The 21,751-nt window shown below is 59.2% G+C and carries 13 protein-coding genes; 1 reads left to right on the top strand and 12 read right to left on the bottom strand.

Annotated features, from left to right (window positions below; all coding sequences use genetic code 11):
* The first annotated feature begins 451 nt into the window (after window positions 1–451).
* On the top strand, window positions 452–9,532 hold the full coding sequence (locus tag OSW16_RS19960; RefSeq protein ID WP_267817892.1) for a retention module-containing protein: 9,081 nt from the start codon (window positions 452–454) through the stop codon (window positions 9,530–9,532).
* A gap of 131 nt (window positions 9,533–9,663) precedes the next feature.
* Here the strand turns inward: OSW16_RS19960 and OSW16_RS19955 are convergent, their stop codons facing one another.
* The 12 genes from OSW16_RS19955 to OSW16_RS19905 all read right to left on the bottom strand — a co-directional run bounded on the left by OSW16_RS19955 (window position 9,664) and on the right by OSW16_RS19905 (window position 21,748).
* Window positions 9,664–9,921: a PAAR domain-containing protein gene (locus OSW16_RS19955; protein WP_267817890.1), complete on the bottom strand. Its 258-nt coding sequence runs from the start codon at window positions 9,919–9,921 to the stop codon at window positions 9,664–9,666.
* Window positions 9,918–10,721, bottom strand: coding sequence for a DUF6708 domain-containing protein (locus OSW16_RS19950; RefSeq protein ID WP_267817888.1), 804 nt, complete (start codon window positions 10,719–10,721; stop codon window positions 9,918–9,920). The genes OSW16_RS19955 and OSW16_RS19950 overlap by 4 nt, the downstream gene beginning before the upstream one ends.
* A gap of 299 nt (window positions 10,722–11,020) precedes the next feature.
* Complete coding sequence (locus OSW16_RS19945; RefSeq protein WP_267817886.1) at window positions 11,021–11,824, bottom strand: DUF6708 domain-containing protein; 804 nt, start codon at window positions 11,822–11,824, stop codon at window positions 11,021–11,023.
* 111 nt (window positions 11,825–11,935) lie between these two features.
* Entirely contained in the window at window positions 11,936–12,196 is a 261-nt protein-coding gene (locus OSW16_RS19940; RefSeq protein WP_267817885.1) for a PAAR domain-containing protein, read from the bottom strand.
* Between the two features lie 70 nt (window positions 12,197–12,266).
* The gene (locus tag OSW16_RS27175) at window positions 12,267–12,671 is read right to left on the bottom strand and encodes a DUF6708 domain-containing protein (RefSeq protein WP_418942208.1); all 405 of its coding nucleotides are present in this window, start codon (window positions 12,669–12,671) and stop codon (window positions 12,267–12,269) included.
* Window positions 12,672–13,143: 472 nt separating this feature from the next.
* Window positions 13,144–13,284, bottom strand: a complete 141-nt coding sequence (locus tag OSW16_RS19935) for a hypothetical protein (protein ID WP_267817883.1) — start codon at window positions 13,282–13,284, stop codon at window positions 13,144–13,146.
* Complete coding sequence (locus OSW16_RS19930) at window positions 13,281–14,081, bottom strand: DUF6708 domain-containing protein (RefSeq protein WP_267817880.1); 801 nt, start codon at window positions 14,079–14,081, stop codon at window positions 13,281–13,283. The genes OSW16_RS19935 and OSW16_RS19930 overlap by 4 nt, the downstream gene beginning before the upstream one ends.
* The gene (locus OSW16_RS19925; protein ID WP_267817877.1) at window positions 14,078–17,290 is read right to left on the bottom strand and encodes a T6SS effector BTH_I2691 family protein; all 3,213 of its coding nucleotides are present in this window, start codon (window positions 17,288–17,290) and stop codon (window positions 14,078–14,080) included. Before OSW16_RS19925 ends, OSW16_RS19930 begins: the two co-directional genes overlap by 4 nt.
* A complete protein-coding gene (locus OSW16_RS19920; RefSeq protein WP_267817875.1) occupies window positions 17,287–18,210 on the bottom strand; it encodes a hypothetical protein in 924 nt (307 codons plus the stop codon). Before OSW16_RS19920 ends, OSW16_RS19925 begins: the two co-directional genes overlap by 4 nt.
* Window positions 18,207–20,279, bottom strand: a complete 2,073-nt coding sequence (locus OSW16_RS19915) for a type VI secretion system Vgr family protein (RefSeq protein WP_267817873.1) — start codon at window positions 20,277–20,279, stop codon at window positions 18,207–18,209. The genes OSW16_RS19920 and OSW16_RS19915 overlap by 4 nt, the downstream gene beginning before the upstream one ends.
* 26 nt (window positions 20,280–20,305) lie before the next feature.
* A complete protein-coding gene (gene icmH, locus OSW16_RS19910) occupies window positions 20,306–21,187 on the bottom strand; it encodes a type IVB secretion system protein IcmH/DotU (protein ID WP_267817871.1) in 882 nt (293 codons plus the stop codon).
* Between the two features lie 195 nt (window positions 21,188–21,382).
* The gene (locus OSW16_RS19905) at window positions 21,383–21,748 is read right to left on the bottom strand and encodes a YbaN family protein (protein WP_241804664.1); all 366 of its coding nucleotides are present in this window, start codon (window positions 21,746–21,748) and stop codon (window positions 21,383–21,385) included.
* Window positions 21,749–21,751: the final 3 nt, after the last annotated feature.

Genomic DNA, 21,751 nt, shown 5'->3' with positions numbered 1-21,751 from the left:
TCAAAATGGTCCTGCTATTCGCCAAAAAAATGACGATTTTTTTAGTTAAAACCGTTTCATGTTTGTAACAACAGAGCTAAGAACATTTAGCGCGCGAGCTAAGAAGATTTTTTCATAAGCCCTATGCGAAAAAAAACTTATGCGCTCTATCGAAACCAAGACATTGTTTTACCCAAGTGATTTGGGAAGCCGCTGTAGCCTGCGAGTTTCCTGCATCGCAAAGAGTTCCAGAGTTTTTATGGCTAAGGACGTGGGGTAGGTAGGTAAAAGCGGAATTTGGCGACAAAAATTTGGCATCAGCTGATGGCAAATTTACATTGTTACTATCGCCAGATCAGTGACCTTCGCGCACGATGCTCACGGTTGAGACAATCGGACGGACGCGAAGCCGTTGACCTCCCTCTGCCATGTTGTTGGCTGTGTAGCCAATCGGTTAGGGAGGCGTGCGCTCATGGCTAAGTCAGTCGGTGTGGTCAGCAAGGTGGTGGGGCAGGTATTCGCCGTTGGCAGCGATGGCAGCCAGCGTCTTCTGATCGAAGGTGACCGCCTGTACGCGGGCGAGCAGCTGCAAACGGGTGTCGCCGGCGCCGTGGCTGTGCGCTTGGATAACGGCGCCGAGCTGACACTCGGCCGCGATAGCAGCCTTGTGATGACCCACGAACTCTTGGCTAACCAGCCAGCCCACGTTCAGACGCAGGATGTTGCGCCGAGCCAGGCGCAATTGAGCGACGTCGAGCGTATTCAGCGGGCGATTGCCGCCGGCGACGACCCCAGTGTCAGCACTGAAGCGCCTGCCGCTGGTAATGGTGGCAACGGCGCGCCAGGGGCACTGGGCGGTGGCCACAGTTTTGTGATGCTTACCGAAGTGGCGGATCGGGTTGACCCGGTGGTGGGCTTTCCCACGGCTGGCTTCAATGGCATTCCTGAATTGGCCAACCGCTATGTGGGTGACGAATTTGGCGCTGACAACGCAGGCAACGCGGGCTTGCCGCCCAGTCCGCCGGAGCAGCCAAATCCACCCGTCACGCCCATCGATGAAGACCGCCCGGTAGAGCTTTCCGGGTTGAATGTGAGCCCTGGCGAGCTGACGCTGGATGAGGCCAGTCTGCCCCTGGGCTCGGCCAGCGACCCCGCAGCCCTGACCCAGCAAGGCAGCTTTACCGTGCTGGCGCCAGACGGGGTGTACAACCTCAGTGTGGGTGGCATCAACGTGGTGACGGCTGGTGTGGTCACCGGTGTTGGCCAATCGATAACCACAGGCCTGGGCAACACCCTGACCATCACCGGGTATAACCCTGCCACAGGCGTGGTGAGCTACAGCTACACCCTGAGCGGTGCCGAGCAGCACGTCGACGGCGCGGGCAACAACTCCCAGAGCGAACATCTCCCGGTACTGGTCAGCGACAGTGACGGCGATGTCGCCCAAGGGTCGCTGGACGTGGTCATCCGTGACGATGTGCCCCAGGCTGTGGATGACAGCAATACGGTTGCCGCCACCGAACAGCACACCGAATTGACCGGGAATGTACTGGGCAATGACATACAGGGCGCCGACCGTGTGCCCGGTGGCCCGGTAATCGCCGGGACCTTCACCGGTACTTACGGCACCTTGGTGCTTGCTGCAGACGGTTCCTACACCTACACCCTGAACACCAGCGACCCGGACTTCAAGAACCTGGGTGGCGGCGGCCAGGGCGTGGAGAGTTTCAACTACACCATCAAGGACGCCGACGGCGACACCAGCAGCGCGACGTTGACGCTGAACGTGACCAACCTCAACGACCCGGTCTTGCTCGATGGCCTGGGTGTGCAGGGTGGCGAGCTGACGGTCTACGAGAAAAACCTGCAGGACGGCAGCGCACCCGATGCCGGCGCCCTGACCCAGCAGGGCACCTTCAAGGTCACTGCACCAGACGGTTTGCAAAGCCTGAGCGTGGGTGGCATCAGCGTGATCAGTGGTGGCGTGGTGGCGGGCTTCCCGCAGTCGATTGTCACGCCTGAAGGCAACACCCTGACCGTGACCGGGTATGACCCGGCGACGGGCGTGGTGAGCTACAGCTACACCCTGACAGGGACAGAGCAGCATGCCGACGGCGCGGGCAGCAATTCGCTGAGCGAGCACTTCCAAGTGGTCGCCAAGGATGTCGATGGCAGCACGGCGACCGGCAGCCTGGATGTGACCATCCGGGACGATGTGCCCCAAGCTGTGGATGACAGCAACGCTGTTGCGGCCACCGAACAGCACACCGCACTGACCGGGAATGTACTGGGCAATGACATACAGGGCGCCGACCGTGTGCCCGGTGGCCCGGTAATCGCTGGGACCTTCACCGGTACTTACGGCACCTTGGTGCTTGCCGCAGACGGTTCCTACACCTACACGCTGAACACCAGCGACCCGGACTTCAAAAACCTGGGTGGCGGCGGCCAGGGCGTGGAGAGTTTCAACTACACCATCAAGGACGCCGACGGCGACACCAGCAGCGCGACGTTGACGCTGAACGTGACCAACCTCAACGACCCGGTCTCGCTCGATGGCCTTGGCGTGCAGGGCGGCGAGCTGACGGTCTACGAAAAGAACCTGCAGGACGGCAGCGCACCCGATGCTGGCGCCCTGACCCAGCAGGGTACCTTCAAGATCACTGCACCAGACGGTTTGCAAAGCCTGAGCGTGGGTGGCATCAGCGTGGTCAGCGGTGGCGTGGTGACGGGCTTCCCGCAGTCGATTGTCACGCCTGAAGGCAACACCCTGACCGTGACCGGGTATGACCCGGCGACGGGCGTGGTGAGCTACAGCTACACCCTGACAGGGACAGAGCAGCATGCCGACGGCGCGGGCAGCAATTCGCTGAGCGAGCACTTCCAAGTGGTCGCCAAGGATGTCGATGGCAGCACGGCGACCGGCAGCCTGGATGTGACCATCCGGGACGATGTGCCCCAAGCTGTGGATGACAGCAACGCTGTTGCGGCCACCGAACAGCACACCGCACTGACCGGGAATGTACTGGGCAATGACATACAGGGCGCCGACCGTGTGCCCGGTGGCCCGGTAATCGCTGGGACCTTCACCGGTACTTACGGCACCTTGGTGCTTGCCGCAGACGGTTCCTACACCTACACGCTGAACACCAGCGACCCGGACTTCAAAAACCTGGGTGGCGGCGGCCAGGGCGTGGAGAGTTTCAACTACACCATCAAGGACGCCGACGGCGACACCAGCAGCGCGACGTTGACGCTGAACGTGACCAACCTCAACGACCCGGTCTCGCTCGATGGCCTTGGCGTGCAGGGCGGCGAGCTGACGGTCTACGAAAAGAACCTGCAGGACGGCAGCGCACCCGATGCTGGCGCCCTGACCCAGCAGGGTACCTTCAAGATCACTGCACCAGACGGTTTGCAAAGCCTGAGCGTGGGTGGCATCAGCGTGGTCAGCGGTGGCGTGGTGACGGGCTTCCCGCAGTCGATTGTCACGCCTGAAGGCAACACCCTGACCGTGACCGGGTATGACCCGGCGACGGGCGTGGTGAGCTACAGCTACACCCTGACAGGGACAGAGCAGCATGCCGACGGCGCGGGCAGCAATTCGCTGAGCGAGCACTTCCAAGTGGTCGCCAAGGATGTCGATGGCAGCACGGCGACCGGCAGCCTGGATGTGACCATCCGGGACGATGTGCCCCAAGCTGTGGATGACAGCAACGCTGTTGCGGCCACCGAACAGCACACCGCACTGACCGGGAATGTACTGGGCAATGACATACAGGGCGCCGACCGTGTGCCCGGTGGCCCGGTAATCGCTGGGACCTTCACCGGTACTTACGGCACCTTGGTGCTTGCCGCAGACGGTTCCTACACCTACACGCTGAACACCAGCGACCCGGACTTCAAAAACCTGGGTGGCGGCGGCCAGGGCGTGGAGAGTTTCAACTACACCATCAAGGACGCCGACGGCGACACCAGCAGCGCGACGTTGACGCTGAACGTGACCAACCTCAACGACCCGGTCTCGCTCGATGGCCTTGGCGTGCAGGGCGGCGAGCTGACGGTCTACGAAAAGAACCTGCAGGACGGCAGCGCACCCGATGCCGGCGCCCTGACCCAGCAGGGCACCTTCAAGGTCACCGCACCAGACGGTTTGCAGAGCCTGAGCGTGGGTGGCATCAGTGTAGTCAGCGGTGGCGTGGTGGCGGGCTTCCCGCAGTCGATTGTCACGTCTGAAGGCAACACCCTGACCGTGACCGGGTATGACCCGGCGACGGGCGTGGTGAGCTACAGCTACACCCTGACGGAGGCAGAGCAGCATGCCGACGGTGCGGGCAGCAACTCGCTGAGCGAGCACTTCCAAGTGATCGCCAAGGATGTCGATGGCAGCACCGCGACCGGCAGCCTGGACGTCAACATAATCGACGACCTGCCTCAGGCTCATGACGATCACGCCGCCGTGGATAAAGGCGGTGTGGTGTACGGCAATGTGATGTACAACGACGTGGTCGGTGCCGATACACGCGGCGACGGCCAGCATGTGGTCGGCGTGCGTGCCGGCAGCGATACCTCCACATCGGCTATCGGCCAGCTCAATACCCAGGTCAACGGCCAGTACGGCTACCTGATCATCGATGCCCAGGGCAACGCCGAGTACCACTCCAACCCCAGTGTCGTTTCTCCACGGGACGCTGTAGACACCTTCGTCTATACCATTCGCGACGCCGATGGCGACGAAAGCACCACGACCATAACCGTGAATGTGCACAATTCGTTGATGGCCTGCGAAGACCGTGACATCACGGTTTACGAGAAAGCCCTGGACCTGCAAAGGGACGGTAACGACCTGGCCGCCGGCAATGTCACGGGCAGCGACCCGGGTTCGAGCCAGGAAACCACATCCGGTACATTGGTCGGCTCAGCCAGCGGCGGGGTAGGTGCGCTTACCTACACACTGGTCGGAAATGCCGTAGGCCAGTACGGCCAGATTCAGCTCAACGCTGACGGCTCCTACACCTATACGCTGACTTCGCCGGCGAACTCCCCGAACCCTGCCAATGACGGCGCCAATACCGTGACCGAAACCTTCACCTACCAGGTGCAGGACTCCCTCGGCAATTCGACCACCAGTACCATCGTCATAACCGTCGTCGACGACGTGCCCACCGCCAACAGCGATTTTGTCAGCGTCTTCAAAGGCGACGTGGTGCGCGGCAACGTGATGTACAACGACGTGGTGGGCGCCGATACCCGCGGCGACGGCCAGTATGTGGTGGGTGTGCGTGCTGGCAGCGATACCTCCAGTTCGGCCATCGGCCAGCTCAACACGCAGGTGAACGGCCAGTACGGCTACCTGACCATCGATGCCTATGGCAACGCGGAATACCATTCCAACCCCGCTATCGCCTCTTCCCGGGATGCCATCGACACCTTCGTCTACACCATCCGTGACGCCGACGGTGACGAAAGCACCACGACCCTCACCGTCAATGTGCACAACGGTCTGATCGTCTGTGCTGACCGTGATGTGACCGTGTATGAAAACGCGCTGGACTTGCACAAGGACGGTAGCGACCTGGCGGCAGGCACGGTCACCGGCAGCAACCCTGGCTCGACCCACGAAACGGCGTCCGGCACGCTTACGGTCGGTGGGGTGGGCGCGTTGACCTTTACCCTGGTGGGCAATGCCGTAGGCCAATACGGCCAGATCCAGCTGAACGCGGATGGCTCCTACACCTACACGCTTACCTCGCCCGCCAATTCGCCCACCCATGCCAACGATGGGGCGAATGCCGTGACCGAGACCTTCACCTACCAGGTGCAGGATTCGCTGGGCAATTCGGCCATCAATACCATCGTGATCACCATCGTCGACGACGTACCCACCGCCAACAGCGATTTCGTCAGCGTGGACAAAGGCGATGTGGTGCGTGGCAACGTCATGTACAACGACGTGGTCGGTGCTGACACCCGTGGCGACGGCCAGTATGTGGTCGGCGTGCGCGCCGGCAGCGATACTTCGACCTCAGCCATCGGCCAGCTCAACACCCAGGTCAATGGCCAGTTTGGCTACCTGACCATCGATGCCTACGGCAATGCCGAGTACCACTCCAACCCCAACGTTGCCTCGCCGCGTGATGCCGTCGACACCTTCGTCTACACCGTCCGCGATGCCGATGGCGACGAAAGCACCACCACCCTCACCATCAACGTGCACAGTGCACTGATGACCTGTGAGGACCGCGATGTGACGGTGTACGAGAAGGCCCTGGACCTGCAAAAGGACGGCAACGATCTTGCGGCAGGCACGGTTACGGGGAGCGACCCCGGCTCGCCGCAGGAAACAGCTGCCGGCACCTTGGCCGGCTCCACCAGCGGCGGCGTTGGCGCGCTGACCTACACCTTGGTCGGCAACGCTGTAGGCCAATACGGGCAGATCCACCTGAACGCAGATGGCTCCTACACTTACACGCTTACCTCGCCCGCCAATTCGCCCACCCACGCCAACGATGGCGCGAATACCTTGACGGAAAGCTTCACCTACCAGGTGCAGGATTCCGCCGGCCATTCGACCACCAGCACCATCGTCATCACCATCGTCGACGACGTGCCCACCGCCAACAGCGACTTCGTCAGTGTGTACAAGGGCGACGTGGTAAGCGGCAACGTGATGTACAACGACGTGGTCGGTGCCGACACCCGTGGCGACGGCCAGTACGTGGTCGGCGTGCGCGCCGGCAGTGACACCTCCACGTCTGCCATCGGCCAGCTCAACAGCCAGGTGCATGGCCAGTATGGTTACCTGACCATCGATGCCCAGGGCAATGCCCAGTACCACTCCAACCCGGATGCCGTGGCACCGCGTGATGCGCTCGACACGTTCGTCTACACCATTCGCGATGGCGATGGCGACGAGAGCACCACGACCCTCACCATCAATGTGCACAACCCGGCGCTGCAGCCGTGCGGTGACGGTGGCGTGTGGGTGTACGAGAACGCCCTGGACCTGTACAAGGATGGCAACGACCTAGCGGCCGGCAGCGTCACTGGCAGTGACCCCAGCTCAACCCGCGAGACTGCGTCCGGCAGCCTGGTCGGGCAAGTCGCTGGTGGCGTGGGGGCGTTGACCTACACCCTGGTCGGCAATGCCGTCGGCCAATTCGGCCAGTTGCACTTGAACGCTGACGGCTCCTATACCTACACGCTGACCTCGCCGGCGAATTCGCCGACCCATGCCAACGACGGCGCCAATACCGTCAGTGAATCCTTCACCTACCGGGTGGAGGACACGGTGGGCAACTGGACCACCAGCACGGTCAAGATCACCGTCGTCGATGACGTCCCTCAGGCCCATTGCGACTTTGTCAGCGTGGCCAAAGGCGACATCGTGCGCGGCAACGTGATGTACAACGACGTGGTCGGTGCCGACACCCTGGGCGACGGCGCCTACGTGGTAGGGGTGCGCGCCGGTCATGACACCTCCAGTTCGGCGGTTGGCCAGCTCGGCAGCCACGTCTACGGCCAATACGGCTACCTGACCCTCGATGCCCAGGGCAACGCGGAGTACCACGCCAACCCCAATGCCGTGGCGCCGCGCGACGCGATCGACACCTTCGTCTACACCCTGCGCGATGGCGACGGCGACGAAAGCACCGCCACCGTGACCATCAACGTGCACGACAAATCGCTGCACCCATGCGGCGATGGCGGCGTCACCGTGTTCGAGAAAGCCCTGGACCTCAACAAGGACGGCCATGACCTGGCGGCCGGTAGCGTCAATGGCAGTGACCCAGGTTCGCCAGCGGAAACCGCCTCCGGCAGCCTGGTCGGGCAGGTGGGGGGTGGAGTGGGGGCACTGACCTACACCTTGATCGGGCACGCCGTCGGCCAGTACGGCCAGATCCATCTGAACGCAGACGGTTCCTACACCTACACGCTGACCTCGCCAGCCAATTCCCAACCCCACGCCAACGATGGCGCCACTACCGTGAGCGAATCCTTCACCTACAGGGTCGAGGACACGGTGGGCAATTGGACCACCAGCACAGTCAACATCACCATCGTCGACGACGTACCGCAGGCCCATTGCGACACCGTGAGTGTCAGCAAAGGCGATGAGGTGCGGGGCAACGTGCTGTACAACGACGCCATCGGTGCCGATCTGCCCGCCGACTGCGGCTACGTGGTGGGCGTGCGCGCCGGCCATGACACCTCCACCTCGGCCATCGGCCAGCTGGGTAGCCATGTGGCAGGCCAGTTCGGCTACCTCACCCTGGATGCCCAGGGCAACGCGGTCTACCACGCCGACCCGAACGTTGCTGCGCCGCGCGATGCCATCGACACGTTCGTCTACACCCTCCGCGATGGCGACGGCGACGAGAGCACCGCGACCATTACCATCAATGTGCACGACAGCTCGATGTCCGAATGTGCTGACGGCTATGGCAGGGCGCAGGGGCAGCGGGTGATCGATCGCGGCGCGTTCACCCTCGATGCCAGCAGCATGACTGCAGCGTTGGTGGTGCTCGGCTACCTCGGCGCCACAGGCGCGGCTGCGGCGCAAGGCAATGCCGAAGAGGTGATCAACGTTAGCCTGCGCAAGGGTGAGACCCTGCAGCTCGACCACGACCAGCACGGTGGCAACCTGGCGCTGCAGTGGAAGGACGCCGGTGGCAGTTACCAGCCCATTGACGCCGGTGGCAGCTTCACGGCCAGCCATGACGGGGTGTACAGCATCCATGCCAGCGACCCGACGGGGGCGGGCAAGGCGGGCGAAAGCTACAAGCTGAGCCTGGTCGTGGACTATGCGCAGGCTGCGGCGCCGCACATCAATGGCGGCACTGAGCACTCCGCTGCGGGCCTCTCCAGCCCGGTCGACATCGCATCGCTGCAGGCGCCTGCACCTGCCGGCGATGAGCACGACGGCCACACTGCCAACTACGCGCAGGCCAAGGCCGCGGTAACAATCGACCTGAGCCATGAAGGCGCGCAGGACACCGGTGGTGCCGGTGTGGAGACCTTGAACGGCATCCACAACCTGGTCGGCTCGGACTACGGCGATACCCTCATCGGCAACAGCGCCGACAACGTGCTCGACGGCGGCGCGGGCAATGATGTGCTCAAGGGTGGGGGTGGCAACGACATCCTGATCGGCGGGCCGGGCAACGACAGCATGACCGGCGGCAACGGTAACGACACGTTCGTCTGGCACAAAGGCGACACGGGCCATGACACCGTCACCGACTTCACCCCGGGCAGCGATAAGCTGGACCTGTCGCAACTGCTGCAGGGGGAACACGGCACCGCCGCGTCATTGGACGACTACCTGCACTTCAAGGTCAGCGGCACAGGGGCCGATGTGGTCTCGACCATCGAGGTCAGCAGTGTGGCGGGCGCTGCGCCGGTACAGACCATCGACTTGGCTGGCGTAGACCTGGCTCAGCATTACGGGGTGTCGGCAGGGGCAGGGGGAGTGGTATCGGCGGGGCATGACACGGCGACCATCATCAACGGGATGCTGGATGATCATTCGTTGAAGGTGGATACGGTGTGAGGTGTCCGGACGTACGTTGAACGGGCTGGCCTAATCGCGGGCAAGCCCGCTCGTACAGGTTTGCCGCTGGCCTGTAGGAGCGGGCTTGCCGCGATCAGGCCAGCACTGGCGACCTAAAACACCAAGCCCAGTCATTCAACTAGCCAATCACTATCGCCCTCGACCAGCATCCCATCGTGGTCCGTCCGATCGCCTTCGCGTGCGACCTCTTTGCCCTCGATCAGATAACCCGCCGAACCTCCAGTGATCACCGCACCACAACTGATGCGGTCGCCCACTCGGGCAACGGCCTTGCCATTGAAGGTGTAGTCGGCGCTGCCTGTTTCCACTACGCCAATGCCATGTATCGGGCAATCATGGCGGTGACCTACCAGGACGACGGGATTCATGAATGTTCTCCTTGGGCGGGGGCGGTGCGGGATTCAAGGTCCATTTCGGGTGGCCATTGGACTTTGGGGGCTAGGCGATGAAAGGGGTTGCGCAGATCATCACTGTTCCAGTCCGTAGGCGCGTGGGTAAATGTTGGGAGGGCGTCCTGGCCTTCCTGCATAAAAATTCTTGCAAGTGCCCAGAATTTTTTGCCCTGTTCAATATTACCGGCGAAAAAAACGCGGTCGATCACTTCGTCAGTGCCTGGTTTGCGGACCGAGATCATGACTTTCTCAGCTCGCCCACCGTATCCCATTGGGGAATAAACACTATATACCTCGGCGGTAAGCTGTTCCCAGTCGTAGGCCACAGGTTTAACGCCCCAGTTTTTCCAACCAAAGGGATGAAGTTGATCATGCCTGTATTGATAGAAATAAACCCTCTGGCGAAGTCTGTTGAAACGAATAGGCTCGTTGCGCGGATATGTAAGGTCCATGCGTATTTGCGCAAATATGAAGAAAAAAACAAAAGCATAACTGGCTGCAAATATGAGCAGTCCACCAGCGTCTGCTTTGGTGGTGGAGGTGAAATCGTTGTAGATGAACGAGATCAGCGTAATTAACCCCACGAGCAAGATTGAGCCGCCTACGATAGGGTCGTAGCCTCTCATTTTGAATATCGATCTCGGAAGCTCAATGTATATTGAGTCAATATGGCTTGGTGGTGCCAGAAATTCTTCTATCACTGGGCGAAAATCTGAAGGGATGGCTGTGTCGGGTAAATCATATTTCCAGCCGAAAGCTCTTCTGGGCAAAGTCATATGTTAACTTCCTGTAGTTAAATTTCGGCATATGCACTTGGATGTCGCGCTCAGGTCAATAGGTCAAACCTCATCGCGGGCAAGCCCGCCCGTACAGTTTTGTCGCTAGCCTCTAGGGGCGGGTTTGCCCGCGATGAGGCCAGTAATGGCGACCCCCAGCGCGGATCGTCTGATCTCGTTCGCATGCGACCCCTTCACCCTCAATTAGATAACCCGCCTAACCATCGGTGATCACCGCCCCACTTACTGATCCGGCCGCCCATTCGGGCAACGGCGGTGACCTATCAGGGCGACGGCGTTCATGTTTTGTCTCCTTGGCCGGGGGCGGTGCGGGATTCAAGGTCCATTTCGGGTGGCCATTGGACTTTGGGGGCTAGGCGATGAAAGGGGTTGCGCAGATCATCACTGTTCCAGTCCGTAGGCGCGTGGGTAAATGTTGGGAGGGCGTCCTGGCCTTCCTGCATAAAAATTCTTGCAAGTGCCCAGAATTGTTTGCCCTGTTCAATATTACCGGCGAAAAAAACGCGGTCGATCACTTCGTCGGAGCCGGGTTTGCGGACTGAGATCATGACTTTTTCAACTCGCCCACCGTATCCCATTGGGGCATTAACACTATAGACTTCGGCAGTAAGCTGTTCCCAGTCGTAGGCAACAGGTTTAACACCCCAGTCTTTCCGACCAAAGGGGTGAAGTCGATCAAATCTGTATTGATAGAAATAAACCCTCTGGCGGCGCCTGTTGAATCGAATAGGCTCGTTGCGTGGGTATGTAAGGTCCATGCGTATGTACGCAAATGTGATGAAGAAACAAATTGCATAAGTGGCTGCAATTGTGAGTAGTCCGCTAACGTCTGCTCTGGTGGGGGAGGTGAAATCGTCGTAGATGAAGTAGATGAGCATAATTAACCCCGCGAGCATGAGTGAGCCGCCTACAATAGGGTTGTAGCCTCTGAATTTGAATAGTGATCTCGGAAGCTCAATGTATATTGAGTCAACATGGCTTGGTGGTGTTAGAGATCTTTCTATCACTGGGCGAAAATCTAAAGGGGTGGACGGGGCGGGTAAGTCATATTTCCAGCCGAAAGCTCTTCCGGGCAACGTCATATGTTAACTTCCTGTGGTTAAATTTCGGCCTATGCACTTGGGATGTCGCGCTCTGGCAATAGGTCAAACCTCGTCGCGGCCAAGCCCGCTCGTAAAGGTTTGTCGCTGGCCTTAGAGGCGGGCTTGCCCGCGATGAGGCCAGTAATGGCGACCCCCATCGTAGATCGTCTGATCTCCTTCGCATTCGACCTCTCTGCCCTTGATCAGATAACCCGCCGAACCATCAGTGATCAGCGCACCACTGCTGATCCGGCCGCCCACTCGGGCAACGGCCTTGCCATTGAAGGCGTAGTCGGCGCTGCCTGTTTCCACTACGCCAATGCGATGTTTTGGGCAGTCATGGCGGTGATCTACCAGGACGACGGGATTCATGGTTGTTCTCCTTGGCCGGGGGCGGTGCGGGATTCAAGATCCATTTCGGGTGGCCATTGAACTTTGGGGGCTAGGCGTTCGAACGGGTTGGAAGAGTATTTTGTATTCCAGTCAACGGAGCTATGCACGAACGCTGGAATAGCTTCGATACCGTCCTGCATGAAAAGCTTGGCAAGCTCCCAGTACTGCTTCCCTTGTTCGAGATCACAGGAAAAAATACCCGGTCGATTACCTCATCAGTTTCCGGGTTGCGAACTGATAACAGGATGTTTTCAATGAGTCCGCCGGCCCCCATGGGTCTGTAGACACGATAGACCTCTGCCGTAAGATCATCCCAGTTGTAGGCGACAGGTTTGACACCCCAATTTCTTTTACCTAAAGGGTTAAGTCGATCGAACCGGTACTGGTAGAAGTAGACCTTTCGACGAGCCCTGTTGAAGCGAATAGGTTCGTTGCACGGTGTTTCTATTTCCATTCTTATGTATGGAATCATGGCCCAATAACAAAACAAGAGTGTGGAAATGCCGATTCCAATAGCATCCAATTTAATTTCTGATGGTGAGATCAATAATTCCAGTATCGGCGGAAGTGTCACGAAGAAGCTCAGTAGTGTTATTATGATTCCTGTTACAATCCAATAGCCTCTGATTCTTATCGTCCTTCTGGTAAGCTCCATGTAGATACTATTCACATGGTTGGGTGGTATGTCCAGTTGAGCTGTGTTGCTATCCGTTTTGGCTGGAGTGTTTGGGCCGGGTAAGTTGTAAACCCTACCCCGTGGGCGATAGACTTCTGGCATTAGATGTAATCCTGAATTGTGATCTCGGCGTAACTGTTCGGCTGTCGCAACTGCTGCAGTGTGAGCACAGTACGGCCGCGTCATCGGGCGACTACCTACACTTCAAGGTCAGCGGCACAGGGGGGCGATGTGGTCTCGACCATCGAGGTCAGCAGCGGGGCGGGGGCTGTGCCCGTACTCGCGCAACGGCCTTGCCATTGAAGGTGTAGTGGGCGCTACCTTTTTCCACTACGCCAATGCCATGTTTTGGGCAGTCATGGCGGTGATCTAGCAGGACGACGGAATTCATGGTTGTTCTCCTTGGCCGGGGGCGGTGCGGGATTCAAGATCCATTTCGGGTGGCCATTGGACTTTGGGGGCTAGTTGGTCGAATGGGTTTGTGGTGTCGTCACTGTTCCAGTCGACAGGGGGGGAGGCGAAATCCGGAAGTGCTTCAGGGCCTTTTTGCATGAAAAGTCTAGCAAGGGCCCAGTAGTGTTTCCCTTGCTCTATGTCGTCAGCCAAAAATAGGCGATCGATCACTTCATTGGTGTCATGTTTGCGCACTGTTATCATTACTTTCTCTATAATCCCACCGTATCCAAGGGGGGCGTGAATTCGATAAACTTCGGCTGTGAGGTCATCCCAATTGTAGGAGACAGGTTGGATGCCCCAGTTCTTAGTTCCATAAGGGTGCATGTTGTCAAATTTATATCGATAGAAATACACTTTTCGGCGATGTCTGTTGAAACGAATTGGCTGGTCGCGAGGGTGGCCAATATCCAGGCGGATGTAAGAGGGTGTCCAAATAAATATAGCAAGGGACACGAAAAGCATAAATACAGACGGGTCTAGACTATGCCAAGACCAACTTAAGTCGAAAAAAATAATGTTAATCATTAAGAAGGTGTTAATTGCTAACATAAGGCCTATTCCAACTATGTATGCTCCCCTGGTCTTGAATAAGTTGGTGGGTAGCTCTAAATAGTTCTCATCAACGTGATTCGGGGGTGGGTTTATAAAGCCGGAGATTAGCTGTGGATCGGGGGTTTTATCTGGACCACAGAGGTCAAATTTCCATCCGAAATCGCGATGTGGCAAATTCATTCGTTACGCTCCTGGATTACAAGCTCAGCATATGAATCAGGCAGCCCCCGGTCTGGCCAATAGCAGATGAATAGTGATGCGGCGAGAATACTAGGTGCACCTTCGTCGGGTGTGAGTTCAACGCTGCCAATAAACTCTCTAATATTAGCATCTGCTCCTAGAGGCTGAGAGTTTTGAGTCGCCTCGAAAGTTATGCTTCCGGGTTTGTAGTCCGGTTTTTTTGGTGAGTAAGATTCATTGAAATTGGTTGAGTTGGAAGTTCTAGTCGCTCGCGAGGGTGTGAAAAAACCTTTATTCATGATGAGTTCGCCGCCAGTTTGATGTGGCGCTCCGCCATCGCCACGACGATGAAATAGGAGGGTGATCTGATAGCTTGAAATCGCTTCGATGAACTTTGGCATTGACACTCGAAATTTCAATCGTCTTGGTTTTGCAATCGTAAATAATTTTGCAATTTCTGAGTCTGTCGATGGATCTGCATGGACTGATTGGAAAGCAACCGTTCCGCTTAGCTCCAGTGTTGCAGCGTTAAGCTCTGCAAAGGCAATGTCTGAATATTCCGGAGAGTTCCAGTGAATGATGGGGGTTTCATTAGCTACCCCGAAGTAACAGCGTTTCACCCATTGTTCTAGTGCTGTTGACTCATTCCCCGAGGCATTCTTGTTTAAACCGTATGCGGCTACGCCAAGAGCAATCGCCCATCCTAAAGGACCCAATAGTACGGGTTTGGATATGCTTAGGATGGCAGGGATCGTACCCAAGGCTGATGCGATTGCGGAATATCTGTAAAATTTGCCAGCTTGAATATCACCGCTTTCGTAACTTCGCTTCATTGCGAGTGAGGCTTGGATGGAGTCGAATAGTCCGACAATTGCACCGATTGTTGAACCTATCCTAATTGCTGCTTTTCCTTGGCTCACGAGGCTGTCCATATTTGCCTTTATTGCTGCAAACCCTAGAGCCTCTAAGCCACCGCCGAGAAGGCCGAAGCTGGTTCCATAGAGCGCCAATATGGCTTCAGCAGACTTCGCCCCAGTTTCCTCTTCCACTTTTTTCAGGTTCTTGCCCAGGCTGTCACTCAGCAAATACAACCCGCCCAGCGTGAGCAGCAACTCTCCACTTCCCGCCACCCCCTTCAGCCCAGAAAAACTGCGTCGCACCATCTGCGACGCCTGCAGCGCGCTGATCCGTATCCCCTCGAGCATTTTCCGCGCACCGGGCTCTAACGTGCCCGCCGCGACCCGTATGTCTACCAGGCTCATCTGCGCCGCGTGACTGAGCTGGTTCACATTCTGGCTGACCTCCTGGAGCAGCTGCTCTCGCAACACCTCAGCCTTGCCCTCGACCCAGACGCTGACGTCGATCAGCGTATGCGCCACCTTGGGATCGAGGACCGCTAGGCTCAACAAACCGCTCTGGATAATCGGTTGTACCTTGCGGGCGTTCATCTGGGCGCCGGCTTTCAGTTCTTCGAGACTGGGCATCATCCGGTCTCGCGCTTTGGCCAGCGTGGTGCTTGCCTTGTTTTGCAATTCCCGAAGGTGCGCGCTCTGCAGGGCGTAGTACTCGCTCAGTTTCATCTTTACCTGCAGCTCCACCAGGTGTACGCCGTTATAGAGGTACTGACTGGCGCTGTTCAGATGTCGCACGGCTTGCTGGATGCCTGGGCCGAGCAGGGCCTGCAGGCGTTGACTGGCTGCATTCAACGCGCCTTGAGTTTGCGCGACCGCCTGATTGAGCTGATGACGCAGGTGAAGACGACCCTCTTCGCTGGTGATCATCTTGCTCAACGCCGCGTAGAGCTTTTCGCTGTCGTTCCAGTTGATGGGGGCGCTGGCGGAAAAACTGGGCAGCAGTGCCGCCAGTAGAAATTCATTGCGTAGCAACACGGCGCGGTAGGGTGGGCTGTTAGGGTCCTGCAGCCATTTGAGCCACAGCGCTTCGCTGGTGCCGGAGGGCGGCTGGCCATGCGCTGCGCTGGTTGCAGCCGCCTCGGTGACGCCGCCAGCCAGGCAACCGGCCATGGTCTTGCTGTAGGCCACGCCGGACTCACGATCATGGCCGTCATAGTCGTATTGCTCGATCAGCGTGAACATCTGGCTTTGGCAGCGTTCGGCATAGGCGTTGGCGTTCTGGTCGATATAGGCCTGAAACTGGCGTTCCTGCCGATCGTATTCGTCCTGGAAGGCGGCACGCTGGGGCTCGTGGTAGCGCTCCTCAAGGCGTTTATCGCTTTGTTGCTCCTGCACCGCGACGAGCCGTTGCCTCTCCACCTCGGGCGCAGCAAAGGCCGGTGCCCCATCACCTGTAGTCGGGGCTCCGAACGGCGCGACCTGCTGCGCCGCCCACTGTCTGTGCGTAGCCCGAATGATCTGCAGAATTTGCGATGTCTGGAATTGGTAGGCGCGCAGCGGGTCCTCGCGCCATGCCTGGCGTTTGACGAGCCAGCTCAGGCGCTGATGGTTGTACTCCTGCACCAGCCCGACCGTGTCATCCAGCACCACGGCTAGCACGCCCTGTTCCAGTTGGTGCCTGTTCATGGCATTGACCACGAAGCCACGCAGGGCGGTTCGGCGCAACAGCCGGCTGTGAAAGCCATGTGCACTGTCGAAGGGTGCGCAAAGCTGCTGGGCGTATTCAAAGACCTGCTTGTCTACCTGCAGGTTGTCCGGGGTCATCGCCAAGCCCAGCAGTTGCGGGTGCTCACGCGCCTGGACCAGGTCCAGGCCCTCGAAACGCTGCGCAGGTGCATGGCCGCGCTTGTACGCATCCAGCACGCTGCGCGGCCAGGCGTCACTGGAGAAGGCGAGCCAGGCCGAGCCGTAGGCTTCGCTGTCGAGGGTGAGAAAAGACGAGGGGATATCGTGGTTTTCGTTCAGGCACCGGGCGGGCAGCGAAGGCGGTGGGCCGGGCGGTGGCTCGTAGGGGTTGAAGCGGCGCAGGTGGCCTTGGTCGGTGACCTCGTAGGCCTGCCAGATGCGCTGGTCGAGCAGCACGTACAGATAACCGGAGCGCAAGGTGCGCAGCCCCATTCGGGTCTCGACATGGGGCTCGCCGGCCACGGTGCCGGCGTAGCCCGGGCGCGTGTCGGGCACCAGGGCGCGGCGCAGTGGCAGGATCGGCAGGCCTTGCCGCTCACAGGCCCTGCACGGGTCGACCGAGACTGCGGCTTCGGCGAGGGCGGTGGCGACGCGTTGGCTGATGCTCATGGGCGAACCTCTGAAGGGCCAAGGGTGGCGATCATTTGCCGCCAGTGCGCATCGTCGTGGCGGGCGAGCAGTGGCGCGAGGGGACGTTGCTGTTGCACAGCGGCGTCGATGATCTGGCGCACGTAGGGCGCGGCGTGCAGGCGAGGGTGCAGGTACAGGTGGTACAGGGCGAAAATCAGGATGTCATCGGTTGCGCTCAAGCCCAGCCTGCGAGCGTCATCTATGTGGTTGGAGGCTTTTACCGCAGCGAACGGCGGGAGCGGCCTTGGCTTCGGATCAGCAGGGCCTGATGGCAGGGCTCGCCAGGCCGCGAGGAGCATTTCGATCAACGCCACGTCGTCCTGAATGCGCAAGGCGGACGCAGGCAAGCCGCTGCGAGGACGGGCTTCACCGCTGAAACCAGCCAGCTGCGCGCCGCTGCTCACGAACAGCCAGTGCTTGATCGGCCACCAAGGCCCGCGCTCCACGTGTTCGAAGCTCGCAGCCAGCAGTTCGAGGCGCACGGGTTCGTAGAGGGGGTAGAAACGGGGCTCGCTTGCGGAACCGGGAAGCCGGCACAGCGCCGCCAGGTGCGCAGCGATGACCGGTGCCGGTGCTTCGCTCAGCAACCAGCCACACACGTGGCGCTTTCGGCGCTGGTTATCACGTTGTGCTGCATGGGCAGTCATCTTCAGCAGTGGCGGGCTCGGTTTCGCGCCGGGTGATGACAGGCAGGCCAGCACGGGGTGCAGCTGCGGGGCATGGGGCAAGTCGGCTCGAATCACCCGACTCATCGCACCTTCCCCCAACGCTTTGTTCAAGTGTGAAAGCACGGATTGGTCGCTGTTCTCGGGTATTGCCAGCGGGTCGATCAGTACATGGCAGTGCAGCTGTGGGGTGTGGTAGTCGGCGATGAGTTGGAGCAAGGCTTCTGTGCTCATCGGCGTCGTTCCTCGCACTGGCTGCCGGTAACGGCGGCGAGGTCCAGTGCCAGGGCGTTTCCAGCGCCTTTTGCCCCGGCTTTGGTCGGCCCAAGCAGGGTGAGTGACAGGCCATTGAGGGTGATGCCTTCGGCGTCCAGCACGATGCTGCCCCCCGGGCTTCTGAACTCGATACGTTCGCTGGCGCGGAGCTGGTAGACGGTCGTTTGCTGATCCACGCCATCGCCGACGCTGATCTTCTGGCCGCCTTTGACGAGTAGTGCGCTTTGACCTCCGATGGTGACAGAGTGATTGACCCCCGTGGATTCGCAGCGGTCATTGCCAACGTGCTCGATCAGGTCGTGGCCAACCTTCACCTTGCACGTTCGCCCCGTCCGTTCGGTGCGGTCCTGGCCTATGTCCTGGCAAAGATTGTTGCCAACACTCAGCTGTTCATCATTGCCCACTTGCTCTACACGGTTGCGCCCGATGCAGGTCGACTCATCGTTGCCGACTTCGATGTTCTGGTCCCGTTGCGCATGGATATAGAGTTCCTCGCGCCCCAGCTCATCCTCGAAGCGCAGCTCATTGAAGCCTGTGCCCTTGTGAGTCTGGCTCTTGATGGTCATGCGCGTCTTGTGCTGTGGCAAATCGTAAGGGGGCAGCTGATTACCGCAGTAGGTGCGCCCGGTGATCATCGGTTGGTCCGGGTCGGCGTTGACGTAGTGGATGATCACGTCCTGGCCAATGCGCGGGATGGCCATCGAGCCCCAGCTCCCACCGGCCCAACCTTGCGAAACACGCACCCAGCAGGAACTGAATTCGTTGTTCTTGCTTTCCCGGTCCCAGGGGAAGCTGACCTTGACCCGGCCCCACTCATCGCAATAGATCTCTTCGCCGGCCGGACCGACCACGGTGGCCATGTGTGGGCCATCGATGCGCGGTTTGGGCAGCGGCTGTGGGCGCCACTCGAAGCGGCCGGGTACCAGTACTGCAGTCTGCTGGTAACGGGTACCCTGCTCGGCACCGGCGGCTTCGTCCTCCAGGCTGGAGTACTGGATGCCTTCGTGGGCCACGCTTTTCACGCGCCAGTGCACGTTGAGGTCGTCACGCTCGTGGTTGACGAGGTTGAAACTCAGGCCGGGTTGCAAGCGCTCGTCATCGCCTTCGACCTCGGCAACGCGTGCGTCATGGCGCAAACCGGTGATGCGGGTTTCGGTGAAGGGCTTGCCGACCGCGTCGCGCTTGTAGCGGCCGGGGTAATCGAAGCGTTCGTACGCCTTGGACTGGTGCTCGAGGTGAGCACCGGTGGCGCGATGCTCCTGGCGGTACTCGGGGTTGGTGAAGGTATGGTCGCGTTGCACCTGGCGTGCTGTGCGTACTTGTTCGCTGTAGTGGAAACGACGCAGGCAGGGTTCGGCCTGATAGCCGCCGCTGTTTGGGTTGTACAGCACGGTGTAGCCAGCTGCGGTTTCATCGCGCTCGACGCGGGCCAGCTCTCTATCCTTGATCACGCTGATCGTGCCCAGCGAAAGCACCCGGTCAGTGATGACCAGTTCGTGCCGTTCAGCGGTGTGCTTGAAGCGATAGACGAACCCTGCCTCGCCTGCCAGGCGGGCGAAGAAGTCAAGGTCGGTTTCGCCAGCCTGAACACAAAACTCGCGGGGTGGGTCGTCGTTTCTGATGATGAACTGGGACCGGGTAATGCCTTGGCGTTCGAGCATCAGCTCAAGAATCTGTCGTGTGGTTTTGTGCTGGAAGATGCGCCAGTTCGAGCGCAGGCTGGCCCGGGCCAGTTGCGGTTCGACCAGTGCTTTGTAGCGCGTACGATGAAAGCCGGTCTCCCCTTGAGTGAAGCTGCTGACCAGGCCGTGCACATAACGCACCGGGCACTCGTCACGCCAGATCGTGAACAGCACAGGTTTGTCGAGCAGGTGACCGAAGTCGACAGCGTGCTCGAAACTGACCAGTTCCAGCGTCAGTGTGAACGGCTGGCTCAGTTCCTCTTCGAGGGTGAACGACACCACATCGAATTCGCCATCGCCCACGAGCGGCTCAAAGGTGTAACGCAGATCGGATTGGCTAGACACGGTTCCTCCTGGAAGCACTTTTCCAGCTACTGCTGCAAAATGAGGTCGAGCGATTCGAGTACTTCTGCGGTGAGCAGGCCCAGGCGGTAGCTGTAATAGTTGTACGCAGCTACCATGGCCAAAGCCGATATCACCAATGGACTCCACCAAGGCAGCCAATCGCGTGGCTTTTTGTACGGGCGCATGACGACATTGGTGTAAGGGTCGCAAACGTCTTCAGGCACGGGCCCGCGAAGTTGGCGGATGATGCCGTGAAGTTCCGTTATCAGTGCGTCCAGCAGTTCATCGCCTTTGGGCTCTAGGGCGTACTTGCCTTTCAGGCCAAAGCACAGGCACAAGTAGACAAATTCCAGAACATCCTGGAAACGCTCAGGCTCTTGCATCATGCGCGAAAGCACCGCGAATATTTTTTCGCCACCCTGAGTGTCCTGATGAAAATCGCTGAGCAATGTTCGGCCACTCCAGACGGAGTTGCTGCCCCACGGTGTGGCCATGACGATTTCGTCGAGGTGCAGGCACAAGGCATAGGAGTAGGCCTGCATCTGGATAGCGTCGTAGCCGCGCTGGCCCACCTCTTCGAGAATGGCGCAAATCTGCGTGTGCACCTGCTGGCGTAGCGCCGCGATATGGGGGAGTGCGTCCAGGGTGCGAAGGCGCATGGCCAGGCCGAACAGCGGCATGGCTGCATCGACCATCAGGTTGCTGTGGCCGCCCCTCAGCTGGAATTGCGGGTCGGCTGGATAGCCGCACACGTTGATTTCAGGGCCGGCTGAAGCGCCTTGAGCCGATGAGGGGGGATCGCCCCACACCGCCTGTTTGAGCAGCAGATTTGCTCGGCGCTCGGTTACGTCGTAAGGAGGAGTATTCGAATCGTCCGTTTCAGTGCAACGCCTCGTTTTATCTGGCATTGGTAGTCCTCGCGCACTGTTAGTGTCCATGTTTTAGCTGTGGACCTAACACTAACGGGGAACTGAATCTTAGTGCAGATTTTGGCGTCCTAAAATGATGTAGGAATTGTCGCTAATATATATTTGTAATTGTTGCAGTGAAAATAAACGGCAACAATTAATCAACAGGAAGGACCCGTTGGCAACAGGGCCAATTCAGTCAGGTTTGCGCAACGTCTTCTGCTTCAGGATGTACAGGCTGACCAGCACCGCACTGGTCAGCATGAATGCCCGCGCCCAAAACAGGGGTACCAGGAAGCACGACAGGCCGATGCTCGCCCACATCAGGCCGATGGCGTATACCTTGCCCTTCAAGGGGATACCTTCACCGCTCAGGTAGTCGCGGATCCACGGCCCCAGGGTGGGGTGGTTGACCAGCCAGTGATGAAAGCGTGGCGAGCTGCGGGCGAAGCAGGCCGCCGCCAGCAGCAGAAAAGGGGTGGTGGGCAACACCGGCAGGAAGATCCCCAGCACCCCCAGCGCAACGCTGAGCCAGCCGATGGCCAGCAGCAGGTAGCGCACAGC

The organism is Pseudomonas putida (assembly GCF_026625125.1).
Taxonomy (GTDB): Bacteria; Pseudomonadota; Gammaproteobacteria; order Pseudomonadales; family Pseudomonadaceae; genus Aquipseudomonas; species Aquipseudomonas putida_X.
The sequence above is the reverse complement of the archived record's forward strand: the minus strand, read 5'-3'. Positions and strand labels throughout refer to the sequence as shown.

What these genes read in the sequence shown, in the direction of transcription:
- OSW16_RS19955 (WP_267817890.1), bottom strand. Translation starts at nt 9,921, where the DNA reads ATGAATCCCGTCGTCCTGGTAGGTCACCGCCATGATTGCCCGATACAT.
- OSW16_RS19935 (WP_267817883.1), bottom strand. Translation starts at nt 13,284, where the DNA reads ATGAATTCCGTCGTCCTGCTAGATCACCGCCATGACTGCCCAAAACAT.
- icmH (WP_267817871.1), bottom strand. Translation starts at nt 21,187, where the DNA reads ATGCCAGATAAAACGAGGCGTTGCACTGAAACGGACGATTCGAATACT.
- OSW16_RS27175 (WP_418942208.1), bottom strand. Translation starts at nt 12,671, where the DNA reads ATGGAAATAGAAACACCGTGCAACGAACCTATTCGCTTCAACAGGGCT.
- OSW16_RS19945 (WP_267817886.1), bottom strand. Translation starts at nt 11,824, where the DNA reads ATGACGTTGCCCGGAAGAGCTTTCGGCTGGAAATATGACTTACCCGCC.
- OSW16_RS19920 (WP_267817875.1), bottom strand. Translation starts at nt 18,210, where the DNA reads ATGAGCACAGAAGCCTTGCTCCAACTCATCGCCGACTACCACACCCCA.
- OSW16_RS19940 (WP_267817885.1), bottom strand. Translation starts at nt 12,196, where the DNA reads ATGAATCCCGTCGTCCTGGTAGATCACCGCCATGACTGCCCAAAACAT.
- OSW16_RS19960 (WP_267817892.1), top strand. Translation starts at nt 452, where the DNA reads ATGGCTAAGTCAGTCGGTGTGGTCAGCAAGGTGGTGGGGCAGGTATTC.
- OSW16_RS19930 (WP_267817880.1), bottom strand. Translation starts at nt 14,081, where the DNA reads ATGAATTTGCCACATCGCGATTTCGGATGGAAATTTGACCTCTGTGGT.
- OSW16_RS19925 (WP_267817877.1), bottom strand. Translation starts at nt 17,290, where the DNA reads ATGAGCATCAGCCAACGCGTCGCCACCGCCCTCGCCGAAGCCGCAGTC.
- OSW16_RS19950 (WP_267817888.1), bottom strand. Translation starts at nt 10,721, where the DNA reads ATGACTTTGCCCAGAAGAGCTTTCGGCTGGAAATATGATTTACCCGAC.